Annotated in this window: 16 protein-coding genes; 11 read left to right on the top strand and 5 right to left on the bottom strand. The window is 66.3% G+C overall.

Features of this window, described 5'->3' with window-relative positions:
- Positions 1 to 186: 186 nt before the first annotated feature.
- A complete protein-coding gene (locus H7F35_RS12850; protein ID WP_187113231.1) occupies positions 187 to 729 on the bottom strand; it encodes a hypothetical protein in 543 nt (180 codons plus the stop codon).
- 122 nt (positions 730 to 851) lie between these two features.
- On the opposite strand from H7F35_RS12850, the gene H7F35_RS12845 reads away from it, so the two are divergent.
- Entirely contained in the window at positions 852 to 1,832 is a 981-nt protein-coding gene (locus tag H7F35_RS12845; RefSeq protein ID WP_187113230.1) for a LysR family transcriptional regulator, read from the top strand.
- Between the two features lie 114 nt (positions 1,833 to 1,946).
- Here the strand turns inward: H7F35_RS12845 and H7F35_RS12840 are convergent, their stop codons facing one another.
- Positions 1,947 to 2,120, bottom strand: coding sequence for a hypothetical protein (locus H7F35_RS12840; RefSeq protein ID WP_176801149.1), 174 nt, complete (start codon positions 2,118 to 2,120; stop codon positions 1,947 to 1,949).
- A gap of 125 nt (positions 2,121 to 2,245) precedes the next feature.
- Here H7F35_RS12840 and H7F35_RS12835 point away from each other — a divergent pair, with 125 nt between their 5' ends.
- Together H7F35_RS12835 and H7F35_RS12830 are read left to right on the top strand one after the other, a co-directional pair.
- The gene (locus H7F35_RS12835; RefSeq protein WP_187113229.1) at positions 2,246 to 3,052 is read left to right on the top strand and encodes a metallophosphoesterase; all 807 of its coding nucleotides are present in this window, start codon (positions 2,246 to 2,248) and stop codon (positions 3,050 to 3,052) included.
- A gap of 84 nt (positions 3,053 to 3,136) precedes the next feature.
- Positions 3,137 to 4,642, top strand: a complete 1,506-nt coding sequence (locus H7F35_RS12830; RefSeq protein ID WP_187113228.1) for an amidase — start codon at positions 3,137 to 3,139, stop codon at positions 4,640 to 4,642.
- Between the two features lie 10 nt (positions 4,643 to 4,652).
- Here H7F35_RS12830 and H7F35_RS12825 read toward each other — a convergent pair whose 3' ends face one another.
- Both H7F35_RS12825 and H7F35_RS12820 read right to left on the bottom strand, forming a co-directional pair.
- Entirely contained in the window at positions 4,653 to 5,270 is a 618-nt protein-coding gene (locus tag H7F35_RS12825; protein WP_261803614.1) for a TetR/AcrR family transcriptional regulator, read from the bottom strand.
- Positions 5,271 to 5,368: 98 nt separating this feature from the next.
- Positions 5,369 to 6,103 (bottom strand): GntR family transcriptional regulator, encoded by a 735-nt coding sequence (locus H7F35_RS12820; RefSeq protein WP_187113227.1) that lies wholly within the window; start codon positions 6,101 to 6,103, stop codon positions 5,369 to 5,371.
- A 286-nt stretch (positions 6,104 to 6,389) separates the two neighbouring features.
- Between H7F35_RS12820 and H7F35_RS12815 the strand changes: the two genes are divergently transcribed.
- The 8 genes from H7F35_RS12815 to H7F35_RS12780 all read left to right on the top strand — a co-directional run bounded on the left by H7F35_RS12815 (position 6,390) and on the right by H7F35_RS12780 (position 14,537).
- Positions 6,390 to 7,721, top strand: a complete 1,332-nt coding sequence (locus tag H7F35_RS12815) for an aromatic ring-hydroxylating dioxygenase subunit alpha (RefSeq protein WP_187113226.1) — start codon at positions 6,390 to 6,392, stop codon at positions 7,719 to 7,721.
- An 11-nt stretch (positions 7,722 to 7,732) separates the two neighbouring features.
- On the top strand, positions 7,733 to 9,190 hold the full coding sequence (locus H7F35_RS12810) for a glutamine synthetase family protein (RefSeq protein WP_187113225.1): 1,458 nt from the start codon (positions 7,733 to 7,735) through the stop codon (positions 9,188 to 9,190).
- A gap of 16 nt (positions 9,191 to 9,206) precedes the next feature.
- On the top strand, positions 9,207 to 9,530 hold the full coding sequence (locus H7F35_RS12805) for a 2Fe-2S iron-sulfur cluster-binding protein (RefSeq protein ID WP_187113224.1): 324 nt from the start codon (positions 9,207 to 9,209) through the stop codon (positions 9,528 to 9,530).
- 106 nt (positions 9,531 to 9,636) lie between these two features.
- Entirely contained in the window at positions 9,637 to 10,833 is a 1,197-nt protein-coding gene (locus tag H7F35_RS12800) for an ABC transporter substrate-binding protein (protein WP_187113223.1), read from the top strand.
- Positions 10,834 to 10,888: 55 nt separating this feature from the next.
- Positions 10,889 to 11,749, top strand: a complete 861-nt coding sequence (locus H7F35_RS12795) for a branched-chain amino acid ABC transporter permease (protein WP_187113222.1) — start codon at positions 10,889 to 10,891, stop codon at positions 11,747 to 11,749.
- A gap of 340 nt (positions 11,750 to 12,089) precedes the next feature.
- Positions 12,090 to 13,055, top strand: coding sequence for a branched-chain amino acid ABC transporter permease (locus tag H7F35_RS12790; RefSeq protein ID WP_187113221.1), 966 nt, complete (start codon positions 12,090 to 12,092; stop codon positions 13,053 to 13,055).
- On the top strand, positions 13,055 to 13,822 hold the full coding sequence (locus H7F35_RS12785) for an ABC transporter ATP-binding protein (protein ID WP_187113220.1): 768 nt from the start codon (positions 13,055 to 13,057) through the stop codon (positions 13,820 to 13,822). The genes H7F35_RS12790 and H7F35_RS12785 overlap by 1 nt, the downstream gene beginning before the upstream one ends.
- Positions 13,815 to 14,537: an ABC transporter ATP-binding protein gene (locus H7F35_RS12780; RefSeq protein ID WP_187113219.1), complete on the top strand. Its 723-nt coding sequence runs from the start codon at positions 13,815 to 13,817 to the stop codon at positions 14,535 to 14,537. The genes H7F35_RS12785 and H7F35_RS12780 overlap by 8 nt, the downstream gene beginning before the upstream one ends.
- 334 nt (positions 14,538 to 14,871) lie before the next feature.
- Here the strand turns inward: H7F35_RS12780 and H7F35_RS12775 are convergent, their stop codons facing one another.
- The gene (locus H7F35_RS12775; protein ID WP_187113218.1) at positions 14,872 to 16,026 is read right to left on the bottom strand and encodes an ABC transporter substrate-binding protein; all 1,155 of its coding nucleotides are present in this window, start codon (positions 16,024 to 16,026) and stop codon (positions 14,872 to 14,874) included.
- Positions 16,027 to 16,059 lie beyond the last annotated feature (33 nt).

Raw genomic sequence — 16,059 nt, 5'->3', positions numbered from 1 at the left:
GCCCCTACGGCGACAGCCCCCATCCCAAGCCCGCAATGTCTCTATATATAGAGGGCTCGCATGCGGCGCCCAACACCTCTACTCATCTTCTCTTGCCAAGAAGGGGCGACGCCCGTCATTCCGTACGACGTAGCAAACAACAAAAAAGCCGCCCGAAGGCGGCTTTTTTTACACATCGCTGCTTGCTTAGTAATAGCGCGAGTTGTTCATACGGCGCATCGCTTCATACAGCGTGGGCATGCGCACGTCCTGCGAACGGCCGCTCATGCGGGCCAGCGCGTCGACCTTGGCAACCTCGGCAGCAGACACGGTGCCTTCCGATTGCTGACGCCACACGGCAGCTTGCAGTTCCTGCATCACGCGCGGATCGCTTTGCGCGGTTTCCAGGAAGCGGGCATCAGCGCGGGCCGAAGCACGACGCTGGGCGGCGGCGCGCCAAGAAGCAGCAAGACCGGTCTTGCGCACCGAACCTGCGAACAGCACGAACAAGGCGATGGCCGCAACACAGAACACCGTCCAGGCGGCAAGCAGGCCGCCTTCGTTCCAGTTCGTCACGAGCGAGTCGGTCACCACCAGCACAGCCGCTGCAATGGCGACGATGAACAAGGCGATGAGCGGACGTGCGCCGTTGGCACCGGCGCGTGCGGCCTGGATCTGGCCGAAGAGGACTTCGGCGCGACGCACGCCGGGGTGGACAGTAGGTTGGTCAACGTGAACGAAGCTGGTCATGGTGCATCCCTCCTGGGAGAGTGAAAAATCAGTGATGGCAAAGAGTGCCGATGCAGTGATATTAGGGATTACCCCAGTGCTTTGCCACTTTATCTTTCTGATGTTTATCATTCACAGCATTGATGGACGTCAATTTCCGCACACTCGATCTCAACCTGCTCCGCGTCTTCGACGAGGTGATGGCAGAGCGCAACCTCACGCGCGCCGCCCGCAACCTGTCGATCACGCAGCCGGCCGTGAGCAACGCGCTGCGGCGTCTGCGCGACGTATTGGGTGATGAGTTGGTGCGCCGGTCGGGCGCCGGCGTGGAGCCCACCCCGCGGGCGCTGGCCCTCTGGCCGACTGTGCGCGACGCCCTGCGCCAGTTACAACACACCTTGGCGCCCGGCGAGTTCGATGCCGGCACCGCCGACACCACCTTCCTGCTGGCCATGGCCGATGCCACTGCAGCCGAGCTGATTCCAGGCCTGGTGCAGATTGCCGAAAAAGAGGCGCCCGCCATTTCTCTGCGCGTGCTGCCGCTGACCACGCGCGACCCGCGCCGCATGCTGGAACTGGAAGAGGTGGACATGGCCGTCGGCTACTTCCCCGCAGTGATCGCCAGTCTGGCGGCGCGCGGGCAGTCTGGCGTGGGGGTGGCGTTCGAGACCCAGCGGCTCTATCTCGGCCAATATGTATGCGTGATGCGCCGCGACCATCCGCTGGCAAGCGCACCGCTGACGCTCGACAGCTACTGCGCCGCGCGACACCTGCTGGTGAGTTTCTCGGGACGCCCCTACGGCTTCATCGACCAGACGCTGGGCGCCATGGGACGTGAGCGGCGCATCGTGGTGACGGTAAACCAGTTCTTCACGGCTGGCCGGGTGGTGGCCAATTCAGACCTGCTGACCGTGCTGCCGCGCCACTTCGTTACCGTGACCGGCATTGACGACCAGCTGGTGTTGCGCGACCTGCCCTTCGACCAGCCGCCGGTGCATGTGGATGCCGTCTGGCACCGGCGCGCCCAGCACGGGCATGCACACGAGTGGCTGCGTACCGCGCTGTTGCGCTCGGCGGCAGCGGCTTTCGCTGGATCGGTCCTGGGACAAAAAATCCCGCAATAGACCGGCCTCTGTTCGTGAAACACCGACGAACCGGCTTCGCCGGGCCTCAGGTGTTGCCCCCGACAGGGGGTTGGCGCAGCGACACGCAGTGCGCGCAGCCTGGGGGCAAGCCGATTACCTGACGACGCTGAGCCAGGCGCTGGCTGCGGCGCGCAGTTCCTGCGCGTGGTGGGCGCCACGGCCGGCGCGAACGTCGGCGCTTTCCATCAGGGCGGCCGCGTGGCTGGCAGGGGCGTCGACGGGGGTGGAGCGGAAGAAACGGGCCACTTGGGCGATGAGGCTGAACATGACAGTGCGCGGCTTTTGGCTGCGCTGGAGTGGTTGATGCTCCAAGATTAAGGGTTATCCCTAACAAAACAAGCCATGCCTTATGCACTTCATGCATGGGGCAATTCACCTAGACTGGCCCGACGATGAAGCTGCAACTGCTCTCCGACCTGCACCTGGAGTCCCACCCCCACTTCCGCGCCGAGCCCGTTCCGGGCGCCGACATGCTGATCCTCGCGGGCGACATCGGCTCCTACCAGCAAGGCTCCCGCCTGACCGATACCGACTTCGGCCTGGGCCGCTTTTCGCCCCGCAACGGCTGGCCGGTGCCGGTCGTCTACGTGCCGGGCAATCACGAGTACGACAACGTCGACTTCGACGAGACCCATGAGCGGCTGCGCGCACTTTGCGAAGAGCTGGACATCCTCTGGCTGGAGCGCGAAACCCGGGTGATCGACGGCATCCGCTTCGTCGGCACCACGCTCTGGGCCGACTTCGACGCGCTGGTCGAGCCCACCGACGGCCTCGCCGATGCACTCAAGAAGCGCGGCAAGGCGATGCGGGCCGCCGATTTCTATCTTGAAAAAGCGGCCACCATGCGTAACGGCGAACTCTTCCTGTCCGCACAGTTGCGCGACCAGGCACTCACCTGCCAGGCCTGGCTGGAGCAAGCGCTGGCCGAGCCCTTCGAAGGCACCACAGTCGCCATCACCCATTTCGCGCCCAGCCTTGCGAGCGCCGATCCGCGCTACGGATTGACGCCCGGCACAGCCGGTTTCTGCAATGCACTCGACGAACTGCTGCCCCACGCCAAGCTGTGGCTGCACGGCCACCTGCACAGCCCCTTCGATTACATGAAGAACGGCTGCCGCGTGGTGGCCAACCCGCTGGGCTACAAGCGCAATGGCGAGCAGGAAGGCTTTCGCCCCGACCTGCTGATCGACGTGCGCTGAACCGCGCCGTAACCGGCCGCAACCCACGCGCCATGCCGGCTGTGTAGACTGCCGCGAGCCCATCCATCCCTGGAGGAGAGCGCCATGACACAGCAGCCGTCACAGCAACAACAACGTCGCACCTTCCTGCAACACACGGCCGGCGCAGCCGCGGCGGCCGGCATGCTGTCGCTGCTGCCCAAGGCGCTGGCGCAAGCACCCGACATCACCGGCAAGGCGATGGGCCAGCTGTCGATGGCCGAGATGTCGCGCCGGCTCGCGGCCGGCACGCTCAGCAGCAGCCAGCTGGTCGAAGAAGCACTCGCCGCCATCCAGAACCCCGCCGGCGAAGGCGCGCGCACCTTCATCCAGGTGCACGCCGAGTCGGCCCGCGCCGCCGCCGCCCGGCTGGACGCCGAACGCAAGAGCGGCCGACCCGCCGCCTCGCCGATCGCCGGCATCCCGATCTCGCTGAAAGACCTGTTCGACGAAGCCGGCATCACCACGCTCGGCGGCTCGACGGTGCTGGTCGGCCAACCGCCGGCAGCGCGCGATGCGGTGGTGGTCGAGCGGCTGCGGCGGGCCGGCGCGATCATCATCGGGCGCACCAACACGGTCGAGTTCGCCTACACCGGCCTGGGCATCAACCCGCACTACGGCACGCCGAAGAACGTCTACGACCGCGCGACCGGCCGCATCCCCGGTGGTTCGACCTCGGGCGGCGCCATCTCCGTGACCGACGGCATGGCCGCCGGCGCCGTCGGCACCGACACCGGCGGCTCGCTGCGCATTCCTTCCGCGCTGAACGGCCTCGTGGGCTTCAAGCCCACGCAGCGCCGCATTCCGCTCGACGGCGTGATGCCGCTGTCGACCTCCTTCGATTCCGCCGGGCCGATGGCCTGGACAGTGGAAGACTGCGCCGTGCTCGACGCGGTGCTGGCCGGCGAACTGCAACGCCCGTTCAAGGCGCCGCCGCTGCGTGGCCTGCGCTTTGCGGTGCCCAAGACCTTCTTCCAGGACGACCTGTCGCCCCAGGTGGCCACGGCCTTTGCCGCCGCGCTGTCCAAGCTCTCGGCCGCCGGCGCCACGATCACCGAGCTGCCGATGGTCGAGTTCGCGAAAGCTCCGACCATCAACCCGCGCGGCATGATCACCGCCGCCGAGGCCTTCACCTGGCACCGCGAGTTCATCAAGACCGGCGCGGCCAAATACGATCCGCGCGTGCTGGCCCGCATCAAGACCGGCGAAACCATCACCGCGCCCGACTACCTGCAGCTGCAGTCGCTGCGCCGCCAGTTCATCCGCTCGATCAACACGGCGGCCGCCGGCTACGACGCGATGCTGATGCCCACCACGCCCGACATCGCGCCGCCCATCGCCGAGGTGCTGAAGGACGACGACACCTATTACCGTATTAACGGCCGCATGCTGCGCAACCCGTCGGTGGTGAATCTGTTCGATGGCTGCGCGCTGTCGGTGCCCTGCCACGAGGCAGGCGCGGCGCCGGTCGGCCTGATGATCGCCGGCATCGGCAACACCGATCACCGGTTGCTTGCGGTGGGTGCGGCGGTCGAAGCGGTAGTGACGCCGCGGCGCGCCCTCAGCAGCTGAAGCGCTTCATTCAGCGCGTGGCCAGGCCGTCGAAGCAGGTCGCGAGCACGAGTTCGACGATCTGCTCGTCGCTCTGCAGGCCACCCGCCTTGAGAAAGCCGAGCACCGGATCGCAGGCGCGCGCGAACAGCGTGTAGAGCACGGCAATCGCCGGCAGCTTCGGGTTCAGCGTGCCATCGGCCTGCGCGGCCTGGATCCAGCCGCCGAGCTGGTCGCTGATCGTCACGAGGCGATCGAGGTAACCCCGGTTGTTCATGAGCGCAGCGCGCAAGGTCGAATTCTGGTGCGGCAGCGAAGGCATCTCGCCGGCCAGCTGCACCTGCATGGCCCACTGCACCACCGCGCGCAGCTTGGCGGTCGGCTTGTCGTCGGCCGACACCGAGGCCAGAAAGTCCAGCGTGCGCTGCATGATCCGCACCATCGCGGCGGCGGCCAGGTCTTCCTTGCTCGGGAAGTGCTTGTAGAGGCTGGCCTTGGCGATGCCGACCGAGGCAGCGACCTCGTCGACCGTCATCGACTCGAAGCCCTTCTCGGCGAGCAGGCGGCTCGCGGTCTGCACGATGGCCTCCTCGCGGGCCTGCAGCATCTGTTCCTTGAACGAGGTCTTGGCGGGGGCGGCGGCATTCATATGCAGGAAATTCTAGTCTCGGCCGTCACCGACCAGACGGTGCGGATGCCGAAATACCGGCCAGTCTTTTGCAGACCCACCGGTTGCGCCCGTCGAACTCAGGCGTTGCGCCCCTTGGAAACAAGGCGAATGCCGGGCATCAGCTCGGCTGCCAGCTCCGGCCGCTCCAGTGCGTAGTCGAGGTTCATGCGCGCGATCTCCACGTGCTCCTCGCCCAGCGCCTGTGCGCGCGAGCCCTGGCCGCGCTCGATGGCCTGCACCATCGCATGGTGCGTGCGGTGCGCCTGGCGCATCCACTGCTGGCCTTCTTCCATCGACGACTGCATCGGCAGCATCGCGCTCGGTGCGGCGAAAGGCTGGCCGCCCAGCATGTCCATCACTCGCTTGAGCGCCAAGTTGCCGCAGCCCTCGAGGATCAGCTTGTGAAAGCGGTCGTTCATTTCGACGTAGGCGGCGTAGTCGTCGATCTCCATGCTGGGCTTGTTGACCGCCCTGTCGCCGTCATCGAGGCATTCCTTCAGGTCGCGCAGCAATTGGCGCGAGGCACCGTCTTCCGCCAGCAGGCGCGCGGCAAAGCCTTCGATTACGCCACGCACGCGAATGGCGTCGGCCACTTCCTGCGAGGTGAAGCGGCGCATCTGGTAGCCGCCACTGGGCGATTGTTCGATCAGGCCTTCGTGTTCGAGGCTGGCCAGCGCCAGGCGCACCGGCGTGCGCGAGGCTTCGAGTTTCTCGGCGATCGGGATCTCGGCCAGCCGCTCTCCGGGCACGAATTCGCCCTTGAGAATCAGGTCGCGCAGCTGCACGAGCACGCGGGATTGTTGGGAGTCCATCGGGAGGCGCCAGGGAAGAGGAATGAGCGGATTCTAGGAGACACGCCCGACACTGCACGCAGCATGTTTACCCTGGCTCGCTTGTTGCATGCACTTCTTCGTAACAAGTGTCAAAAACACACGCTACGCTCAGCGTTTACCCTGAATTTCAGCCTTCCAGGCCCCAATTCAGGGCGAAATCGCAGATGAAAGTTTGACCCGAATCGAGTATCACCAAGACAATGCATGCAGTTGCATGCAATGCCTGCAAGCCTCTTTCCAAAGAACCCACGATGGAGCCCGCACGATGATCAGCGCAGAGCAAAACGAATTCATCACCCGCGTCGGACGCGACGCCCCCGCCGGCAAGCTGCTGCGCCGCTACTGGCAGCCGGTGGCCCTGGTCGACGAGCTGACGGGCCCGCGCCCGGTCAAGCCGGTGAAGCTCATGGGCCAGGACTTCGTCCTGTTCCGTGACGAGAGCGGCCAGCTCGGCATGCTCGACCGCGACTGCCCGCACCGTGGCGCCGACCTGGCTTTCGGCCGCCTCGAAAACGGCGGCATCCGCTGCGCCTTCCACGGCTGGCTGTTCGATGCCAAGGGCAACTGCCTCGAAACCCCCGCCGAGCCGCCCACCAGCAAGTTGTGCAGCCGCATCAAGCAGTCGGCCTATCCGGTGGTCGAGAAAGCCGGCGTGGTCTTCGCCTACATCGGCGAGGGCGAGCCCCCGGCCTTCCCCGATTTCGACTGCTTCGTCGCGCCCGACAGCCACACCTTCGCGTTCAAGGGCCTGTTCGAATGCAACTGGTTGCAGGCGCTCGAAGTGGGCATCGACCCCGCGCACGCCTCGTACCTGCACCGCTTCTTCGAGGACGCCGACACCTCCGAGAGCTACGGCAAGCAGTTCCGCGGCGCCTCGGCCGACTCCGACATGCCCATCACCAAGGTGCTGCGCGAGTACGACCGCCCCGACATCAGCGTCGAGCCCACCGACTACGGTTTCCGCCTGAAGGCCCTGCGCAAGCTGTCGGAGGACACCACCCACGTGCGCGTGACCAACGTGGTGTTCCCGCAAGCCTTCGTGATCCCGATGAGCGCGGAGATGACGATCTCGCAATGGCATGTGCCGGTCGACGACACGCACTGCTACTGGTACGCCATCTTCACCAGCTTCACCGGCCCCGTCGACAAGCAGCAAATGCGCGACCAGCGCCTGAAGCTCTACGAACTGCCCGACTACACCTCGCGCAAGAACAAGCGCAACAACTACGGCTTCAGCGTCGAAGAACAGCTCACTGAAACCTACACCGGCATGGGCGACGACATCAACGTGCACGACCAGTGGGCAGTGGAGTCGCAAGGCGCCATCCAGGACCGCACGCGCGAGCACCTGGGCAGCACCGACAAGGGCATCATTGCCTACCGTCGCGTGCTGGTGAAAGCCATCGAGGCCACGCTGGCCGGCGAGACCGCGCCGATGCTGATCGATGCCGCACAGGCAAGCGCCATGACAGGGCCACCGTCCATCGACGGCATCGGCAATGTCGTCGATGAAGCCGCCACCGAGACCTACTGGCAAGAAGCCGACCGCGCGCGCCGCCTCAAATCCGACTGGGCTTCCGCACGGCTCGCCGCCTGAGCACGCACGCCATGAGCAGCAGCAACAACAGCAACAAGTTCGTCGACCGCTTCGGCCTCTGGTCCGACGACCAGCACCTGCAAGCACTGGAACTGGTGCGCCGCATCGACAGCGGCGAGGTCGACGTGGTCCGCTTCGCCTGGCCCGACCAGCACGGCCTGCTGCGCGGCAAGACGCTGGTTGCCAGCGAGGCGCGCTCGGCTCTGTGGGAAGGCGTGAACCTCACCTCCACATTGCTGGCCAAGGACACCTCGCACAAGACCGTGTTCCCGGTGTTCAGCGCCAACGGCGGCTTTGCCATCGAGGGCCTGCAGGGCGGTGCCGACTTCACCATCGTGGCCGATCCCGCCACCTTCAAGGTGCTGCCGTGGGCGCCCCGCACCGGCTGGGTGCTGTGCGACGCCTACATGGCGGACGGCAAGCCCTGCCCCTTCGCAACGCGGCAGATCCTGCAGCGCGCGGTGAGCCAGCTCGACGAGCTGGGGTTGGATTTCATCGCCGGTCTCGAAGTCGAGTTCCACGTCTTCAAGCTCGAAGACGCGCGCATGGGCCTGGCCGATTCGGGCCAGCCCGGCGAGCCGCCGCGCGTGTCGCTGCTGTCGCATGGCCACCAGTATTTGACCGAGCTGCGCTACGACCGCGTCGACGAGCTGATGGAGCTGCTGCGCTCCAACCTCATCGCGCTCGGCCTGCCGCTGCGCTCGCTCGAGATCGAGTTCGGCCCGAGCCAGTTCGAGCTGACCTTCGGCCCCACGGCGGGCGTGATGCCAGCCGACACCATGGTGCTGCTGCGCAGCGCCATCAAGCAGATCTGCCAGCGCGCCGGGCTGCACGCCACCTTCATGTGCCGCCCGAAGATTCCGAACGTGATGTCCAGCGGCTGGCACCTGCACCAGTCGCTGCGGCGCAAGAGCGACGGCGTCAACGCGTTCATGCCCGAGGCCGAAGGCCAGACGCTCAGCGAGATCGGCATGCACTACCTCGGCGGCCTGAAGGCGCACGCCTGCGGTGCCGCCGCACTGTCCAGCCCGACGATCAACGGCTACCGCCGCTACCGCCCCTTCTCGCTCGCGCCCGACCGCGCAATCTGGGCACGCGACAACCGCGGCGCGATGCTGCGCGTGCTCGGCGGCGTGGGGCAGAACGCCTCGCGCATCGAGAACCGCGTGGGCGAGCCAACGGCCAATCCGTACCTCTACCTCGCGTCGCAACTGTTCTCGGGACTCGACGGCATCCGCCACAAGACCGACCCCGGTCCTTCGGCCGATGCGCCGTACGAAACGCCGGCAGAGCAACTGCCGCGTTCGCTGAGCGACGCCCTCGCCTGCCTGCGAAAAGACGAGATGCTCAACACGCAGATGAGCAAGGTCTTCATCGACTACCTGTGCCACATCAAGGAAGCGGAAATCGCCCGCTTCAACCTCGAAGTCAGCGAGTGGGAACACCGCGAGTACTTCGACATGTTCTGAACCAGCCCTGCACGACATGCCCACGATCCACTACATCCTCAAGGACGGCACCACGCGCGAGGTCGACGCCAAGGTCGGCGCCAGCGTGATGGAGACCGCCATTCGCGGCAACGTGCGCGGCATCGACGCCGAATGCGGCGGCTGCTGCTCCTGTGCCACCTGCCACGTCTACGTGGATGACGCCTTCATCGACCTGCTGCCGCCGCCGGACGACATGGAAAGCGCCCTGCTCGACGCCGTCGCTTCCGAGCGCCAGCCCGGCAGCCGCCTGAGCTGCCAGCTCAGCGTGACCGCGGCCTTCGATGGCCTCACGGTGCGCGTGCCCGATACACAGGTTTGACGGGCGGCTCGGGCATCATCGCCCGCTACCGCACATCCGGTTACACGACAGCGGCGCCCGACGGGGCGCATCCATTCCACCTGAAAGGCCTTTTCAAATGACGCCAATGACGATGACCAAAAGAACCATCCTCTCGACCCTGCTGCTGGCGAGCTTCGGCGTGCTGGGCATGTCGGCTGCACAGGCTGCCGACGAGCCCCTGCGCATCGGCCTGATCGCGACCTACTCCGGCCCCTACGCCGACTACGGCCGCCAGTTCGACGCCGGCATCGCGCTCTACCTGAAGGAGCATGGCGGCAAGGTGGGTGGCCGCACGGTCGAGATCATCAAGAAAGACACCGCCGGCCCCGCGCCCGACGCCGCCAAGCGCATCGCACAGGAGCTGATCGTGCGCGACAAGGTGAGCATCCTCACCGGCCTGGACTTCAGCCCCAACGCGTACGCCGTGGGCGCCATTGCCACGCAGGCCAAGATCCCGACCCTCGTGATGAACGCCGCCTCCTCGGCCATCACCACCAGCTCGCCCTACGTGGCGCGCCTGTCGTTCACCGTGCAGCAGGTCACCGACCCGATGGCGCGCTACATGCTCAAGCAGGGCATCAAGGACGCCTACACCGTGGTCGCCGACTACGCCTCGGGCGTGGATGCCGAAACCGCCTTCAAGAAGACCTTCACGGCCGGTGGCGGCAAGGTCTCGGGCGAAGTGCGCACGCCGATGAACAACCCCGACTTCTCGGCCTATGTGCAGCGCATCAAGGACGCCAAGCCCCAGGCCGTGTTCTTCTTCTTCCCCTCGGGCGTGATGCCGCCGGCCTTCCTGAAGGTGTGGAAGGAACGCGGCATGGAACAGGCCGGCATCAAGCTCTACGCCACCGGCGAGGCCACCGACGACAGCTACCTCGACGCCACCGGCGACGTGGCGCTGGGCCTGGTCACCAGCCACCACTACTCGTTCGCGCACCCGTCGCCCAAGAACCAGAAGTTCGTCAAGGACTTCGCCGCCGACAACGGCACCAAGCTGCGCCCGAGCTACTTCGCCGTGACCGCCTACGACGCCATGGCCGCCATCGACCTGGCACTCGCCAAGACCAAGGGCGACACCAGCGGCGACAAGTTCATGGACGCCCTCAAGGGCCTGAGCTTCGAGAGCCCGCGCGGCCCGATCGAGATCGATCCGGTCACACGCGACATCGTGCAGACCGTCTACATCCGCAAGACCGAGCGCGTGAACGGCCAGCTGGTGAACGTCGAGTTCGACAAGTTCGATCGCGTCAAGGACCCGGCCAAGGAAGCCGCCAAGTAAACAGCCAGCAAGCAAGCAACCCGGGCCGCAAGGCCCAGGCAGCGACGGGAAATCCATGGGAATCGTGATCTTCGACGGGGTGGCCTACGGCATGCTCCTGTTCCTCATAGCGGTGGGCCTGTCCATCACGATGGGGCTCATGAACTTCGTCAACCTCGCGCACGGCAGTTTCGCGATGGTGGGCGGCTACGCCGCGAGCGTGCTGATGAACCAGTGGGGCGTGAGCTTCGGCCTCTCGCTGGTGGCGGCCTTCGTGTCGGCGGCGCTGGTGGGCGCAGCGCTGGAGCTCGTGTTCTACCGGCGGCTGTACCGCGCGCACCCGCTCGACCAGGTGCTGCTGTCGATCGGCGTGGTGTTCGTCTCGATCGCGGCCTTCACGTATTTCTACGGCCCGACGATGCAGCCCTTTACGCTGCCGCCGGCGCTCGACGGGCAGGTCTCGCTGCTGGGCCTCGAAGTGGGCCGCTACCGGCTCTTTTTGATCGGCTGCGGCGTGGCCGTGCTGATCGCATTGCTGCTGGGCCTGGGCAAGACGCGCTACGGTGCGATGGTGCGCGCGGCGGTCGACAACCAGCGTGTGGCGGGTGGCACGGGTATCAACGTGCAGCGTTTGTTCTTCCTGACCTTCTCGCTGGGATGCGGCCTCGCGGGCCTGGGCGGCGCGCTGAGCCTGGGCATGCTGGGGCTGGAGCCGTCGTTCCCGCTCAAGTACCTCGTGTACTTCCTGATGGTGGTGTGCGTGGGCGGTGCGGGCACTGTCACGGGGCCGTTCATTGCCGCGCTGCTGGTCGGCATCGTCGACGTGGCGGGCAAGTACTACCTGCCCGAAGCAGGCGCCTTTCTCATCTACGTCGTCATGATCGTCATGCTGCTGGTGCGGCCGAACGGCATCGTTGCGAAGAAGGGGCTGGCATGACGCGCGTTGGTCACGGGGTTCGCGGCTGTTCAGGGCGCGCCCGCGCCGACGGCGTGCTCTGCTCCGCGAATGTCCTCCGGGGGCTGCGCCCCCTCCCCCTTTATTTCGCTGCGCAGAGCACACCGCCAGCGCGAGCGTTTTCAGAGCATTGGTTGATCGGCGCAGACCAGCAGCGTGCCCCTGTGCGAATGACGCCGGGTGCTCCCCGCAGCGAAATAAAGGAGGAGCGAAGCGGGGGACATTCGCGGAGGGGAGTACCCGGTGTCATTCGCATCCGCCCCGAACAAGAGCCCCCAAAAGAACACAAGCCCCTCGCAACACAACGCGCGGAGCACCCCGCATGAAGCCAGTCACGATATCCCCCACGCGCCTGCGCCTCGCCGAAATCGCTTTCTGGCTCGCACTCGCGTCGAGCTTTTTCCTGCTGCCCGACAAGCTCACGCTCATGAGCCAGATCATGATCTTCGGCCTGTTCGCCGTGTCGCTCGACATGGCACTCGGCTACGCGGGCATCCTCACCGTCGGCCATGCGGCCTTCTTCGGTGCAGGTGCGTATGCCGCAGGTCTGCTGGCCAAGTACGGCTGGAGCGAACCCTTCACCGGCCTCGTGTTCGCGCTGGTCGTCAGCGGCCTGCTGGGCTATGCGCTGAGCTACCTCGTGGTGCGCGGCGCCGACCTCACGCGGCTGATGATCACCATCGGCGTGGGCGTGCTGCTGTTCGAAGTGGCCAACCGGCTCTCGGGCATCACCGGGGGCACCGACGGCCTGCAGGGCGTGGTCATTGCGCCGGTGCTCGGCTTCTTCGACTTCGACCTCTACGGCAAGACCGCGTTTGGCTATGCCTTCGGCGTGGTGCTCGCCATGTTCCTGCTCGTGCGGCTGGTGCTGCGCTCGCCCTTCGGCCTGGCGCTGCGCGGCATCCACGACAGCCGCAAGCGCATGCTCGCCATCGGCTCGCCGGTGGAAGCGCGGCTGCGCATGGCCTACGCCTTCTCGGCCGCAGTGGCCGGCGTGGCGGGCGCGCTGCTGGCGCAGACCACGCAGTTCGTCGGCATCGAATCGCTCAGCTTCAACCGCTCGGCCGAAGTGCTGATCATCCTGGTGCTGGGTGGCACCGGGCGCCTGTACGGCGGCATGATCGGCGCCATCGTCTACATGCTGGTGCACGACTGGTTCGCGGACATGAACCCGCAGTACTGGATGTTCTGGCTCGGCATCTTCCTGATCGCGGCCGTCATGCTGGGTCGCGGCGGCATCATGGGTGCGCTGTCGCGCTTCGTTCGCATGGGAAAGAAGGCGCGATGATGAGTTCATCCACCTCACACACCCTGCGCACGCAGGGCCTGGGCATCCGCTTCGGTGCCTTCCAGGCCGTGAGCGACGTCAACCTCTCGCTCGAACCCGGCGCGCGGCAAGCGCTGATCGGCCCCAACGGCGCCGGCAAGACCACGCTCATCAACCTGCTCACCGGCGTGTTCAAGCCCACGAGCGGGTCGATCCAGATGGGCGATCGCGACATCACGCGCCTGTCGAGCGACAAGCGCGCCCGCATGGGCCTGGCGCGCACCTTCCAGATCAACACGCTGTTCCCCAGCCTGACGCCGCTGCTGTCGGTGGTGCTGGCGATCAGCGAGCGCGAAGGGCTGGGCGCCACCTGGTGGCGGCCGCTCACGGGTTGCACGGCGGTGTTCGACGAAGCGCATGCGCTGCTCGGCACGCTCAAGCTCGACAGCCTGGCTGATGTGCCTGTGGCCGAGTTGGCCTACGGCAAGCAGCGGCTGCTCGAAATCGCGCTCGCGCTCGCGGCCAAGCCGCGCATCCTGCTGCTGGACGAGCCGGCGGCTGGCGTGCCCGAAGACGAAAGCGGCGAACTGTTCGAGGCCATCGCTGCGCTGCCGAGCGACATCAGCGTGCTGTTCATCGAGCACGACATGAAGCTCGTGTTCCGCTTCTCGCGCCGCATCTCGGTGCTGGTGGGCGGCCGCATCCTCACCGAAGGCACGCCCGCCGAAATCGGTTCCGACCCGCGCGTGCGCGAGGTGTATCTGGGAAGTTCGCATCACCATGTCTGAAGTGCTCGCCTTCGACCACGTCACGGCCGGCTACGGCAATGCCGTGGTGCTCGACCGTCTCGACTTTTCGCTGCAGCAGGGCGAAAGCCTTGCCATCCTCGGGCGCAACGGCGTGGGCAAGACCACGCTGCTCGAAACGCTGATGGGCAACACCCGCGTGATGCAGGGCGCGATCCGTTGGTGCGGCGCCGACATCACGCGCTGGCCGTCGCACCAGCGCGTGCGCGCGGGGCTGGGCTGGGTGCCGCAGGAGCGCGAGGTGTTCCCCTCGCTCACCGTCGAAGAAAACCTCACGGTGATCGCGCGGCTGGGCGGCTGGAACCTGAAGCGCGTGTACGACTTCTTTCCGCGCCTGCGCGAGCGGCGCGGCAACTACGGCAACCAGTTGTCGGGCGGCGAGCAGCAGATGCTGGCCATCGGCCGCGCGCTGATGACCAACCCCAAGCTGCTGCTGCTCGACGAGCCGATGGAAGGCCTGGCGCCGATCATTGTGGAAGAGCTGGCCGCTGCGATCCGACGGTTGTGCGAATCGGAAGGGCTGGCGTCGATCGTGGTCGAGCAGCATCCGGTGCTGGCGCTGGAGATGACGCACAAGGCCATCGTGCTGGAGCGCGGCACAGTGGTGCACGCGGGGCCGAGTGCGGCGCTCGCGTCCGACAAGGGCTTGCTCGAAGGGCTGCTGGGCGTGGGGATTGCCGAAGAGCAGACGGCCTGAGTGACCTGTGCGGCCAGCTGCGTGAAGACTCTTGGGGCTTTTGTTCAGGGTGCGTGCGAATGACACCGAGTGCTCCCCTCCGCGAATGTCCCCCGCTTCGCTCCTCCTTTATTTCGCTGCGGGGAGCACCCGGCGTCATTCGCACATGGACACGCTGCCGGTGTGAAGCCGATCAACGACCGCTCTGTCCAACGCTCGCGCCGATACGGGGCTCTTTTTCGCGAAATAAAGGAGGAGCGAAGCGGGGGACATTCGCGAAAAAGAGCACCGTGTCGGCGTGAGCGACGCCCTGAACAGCAGCGCCACTTAGCCAGCAACGGCCACGCCGACGCAATCAGCTCAGCATCTGCCCACGGCTACCGATCACCGCCACGTCCACGAACTGCCCGCCTTCACGATTCGTGCGGCCGTAGTTGATCTTCACGCCGCCAAGGTCGAAGTTCTCGATGCTGGCCAGCCCCGACATCACCGACGCACGCGTGAGCGAGCCCGCGCGGCGCATGCCTTCGGCGAGCACGGCTGCGTTCATGTAGCCCTCGAGGCTGGTGAGCGAGAACTCCTTGACGCCGCTGGCCACCATGTCGGCCTGGTAGCGGCGCACGATCTCGTACTTGGTCGAGTACGGCGACGGCACCACGATCACGAAGCCCAGGCCGCGCGCCAGGTCGCCCATGGCCGCGAGCGCGCTGGCCGTGATCGACAGGCCGTAGGCCGAACTGCTGTTGCCCGCACCGCGCAGCGCCTTCAGAAACACCGGCGCCGTGCCGGCAAGGCCGACCACCACCACCTGCGGCTTGGCCTTGGCAATGGCTTCGGCAGCCGGGCCCACTTCCATGCTGGTGGTGTTGGGCGTGGTCGCGATGACGGCCGGCTCCAGCTTGGCCTTGGCGAGCGCGTTCTTGAACGCCGCCAGCACCGACTGCCCCAGCGGATCGTTCGAGTGCACGAGGCCGATGCGGCTCTGGCCCAGCACGGCGGCCGTGCTCACGAGCTTGTCGACTTCCTGGTCGTAATTGGCGCGCACCCAGAAGGTGTTGGGCGAGACCTTCTTGCGCAGCGCGATGGTGCCGGTGATCGGGCCCACCACGGCCATGCCGGGCACCGCGTCCATCACCTCGGCGGTCTGGCGCGTGCCGAGCGGATGCACCAGCGCGAGCACCGAGCTGTCTTTCTCGAAGGCCAGCGCGTTGGCCTTGGCCACGTCTGGCTTGAAGGTGTCGTCGGCCATCACCAGCTCGACCTTGGTGCCGTTGATGCCGCCTGCCTTGTTCAGCGCAGCGAAGAAGGCGCTCGAACCCTGGTAGAGCCCCTGGCCGTTGGCCTTCTCGACGCTGCTGTTGTCGAAGGTAGCACCGACACGAACAGGCCGGTTCTGTGCGAGCGCCGGAAATCCCAGACCTGCGGCAGCGGTTGCGGCCAGCCCGGTGAGCGCACGGCGACGGCTGGTGGAAAGCGGCGCAATCGATTCGCGCGGCACGGGAACGGTCATGATCGAAGTCTCCAGAAGACGGTGACAAAAGTT

The organism is Variovorax sp. PAMC26660 (assembly GCF_014302995.1).
GTDB lineage: Bacteria > Pseudomonadota > Gammaproteobacteria > Burkholderiales > Burkholderiaceae_C > Variovorax.
The sequence above is the reverse complement of the archived record's forward strand: the minus strand, read 5'-3'. Positions and strand labels throughout refer to the sequence as shown.

Coding starts and splice junctions, on each gene's coding strand:
- H7F35_RS12850 (WP_187113231.1), bottom strand. CDS start 729: ATGACCAGCTTCGTTCACGTTGACCAACCTACTGTCCACCCCGGCGTG.
- H7F35_RS12845 (WP_187113230.1), top strand. CDS start 852: ATGGACGTCAATTTCCGCACACTCGATCTCAACCTGCTCCGCGTCTTC.
- H7F35_RS12840 (WP_176801149.1), bottom strand. CDS start 2,120: ATGTTCAGCCTCATCGCCCAAGTGGCCCGTTTCTTCCGCTCCACCCCC.
- H7F35_RS12835 (WP_187113229.1), top strand. CDS start 2,246: ATGAAGCTGCAACTGCTCTCCGACCTGCACCTGGAGTCCCACCCCCAC.
- H7F35_RS12830 (WP_187113228.1), top strand. CDS start 3,137: ATGACACAGCAGCCGTCACAGCAACAACAACGTCGCACCTTCCTGCAA.
- H7F35_RS12825 (WP_261803614.1), bottom strand. CDS start 5,270: ATGAATGCCGCCGCCCCCGCCAAGACCTCGTTCAAGGAACAGATGCTG.
- H7F35_RS12820 (WP_187113227.1), bottom strand. CDS start 6,103: ATGGACTCCCAACAATCCCGCGTGCTCGTGCAGCTGCGCGACCTGATT.
- H7F35_RS12815 (WP_187113226.1), top strand. CDS start 6,390: ATGATCAGCGCAGAGCAAAACGAATTCATCACCCGCGTCGGACGCGAC.
- H7F35_RS12810 (WP_187113225.1), top strand. CDS start 7,733: ATGAGCAGCAGCAACAACAGCAACAAGTTCGTCGACCGCTTCGGCCTC.
- H7F35_RS12805 (WP_187113224.1), top strand. CDS start 9,207: ATGCCCACGATCCACTACATCCTCAAGGACGGCACCACGCGCGAGGTC.
- H7F35_RS12800 (WP_187113223.1), top strand. CDS start 9,637: ATGACGATGACCAAAAGAACCATCCTCTCGACCCTGCTGCTGGCGAGC.
- H7F35_RS12795 (WP_187113222.1), top strand. CDS start 10,889: ATGGGAATCGTGATCTTCGACGGGGTGGCCTACGGCATGCTCCTGTTC.
- H7F35_RS12790 (WP_187113221.1), top strand. CDS start 12,090: ATGAAGCCAGTCACGATATCCCCCACGCGCCTGCGCCTCGCCGAAATC.
- H7F35_RS12785 (WP_187113220.1), top strand. CDS start 13,055: ATGAGTTCATCCACCTCACACACCCTGCGCACGCAGGGCCTGGGCATC.
- H7F35_RS12780 (WP_187113219.1), top strand. CDS start 13,815: ATGTCTGAAGTGCTCGCCTTCGACCACGTCACGGCCGGCTACGGCAAT.
- H7F35_RS12775 (WP_187113218.1), bottom strand. CDS start 16,026: ATGACCGTTCCCGTGCCGCGCGAATCGATTGCGCCGCTTTCCACCAGC.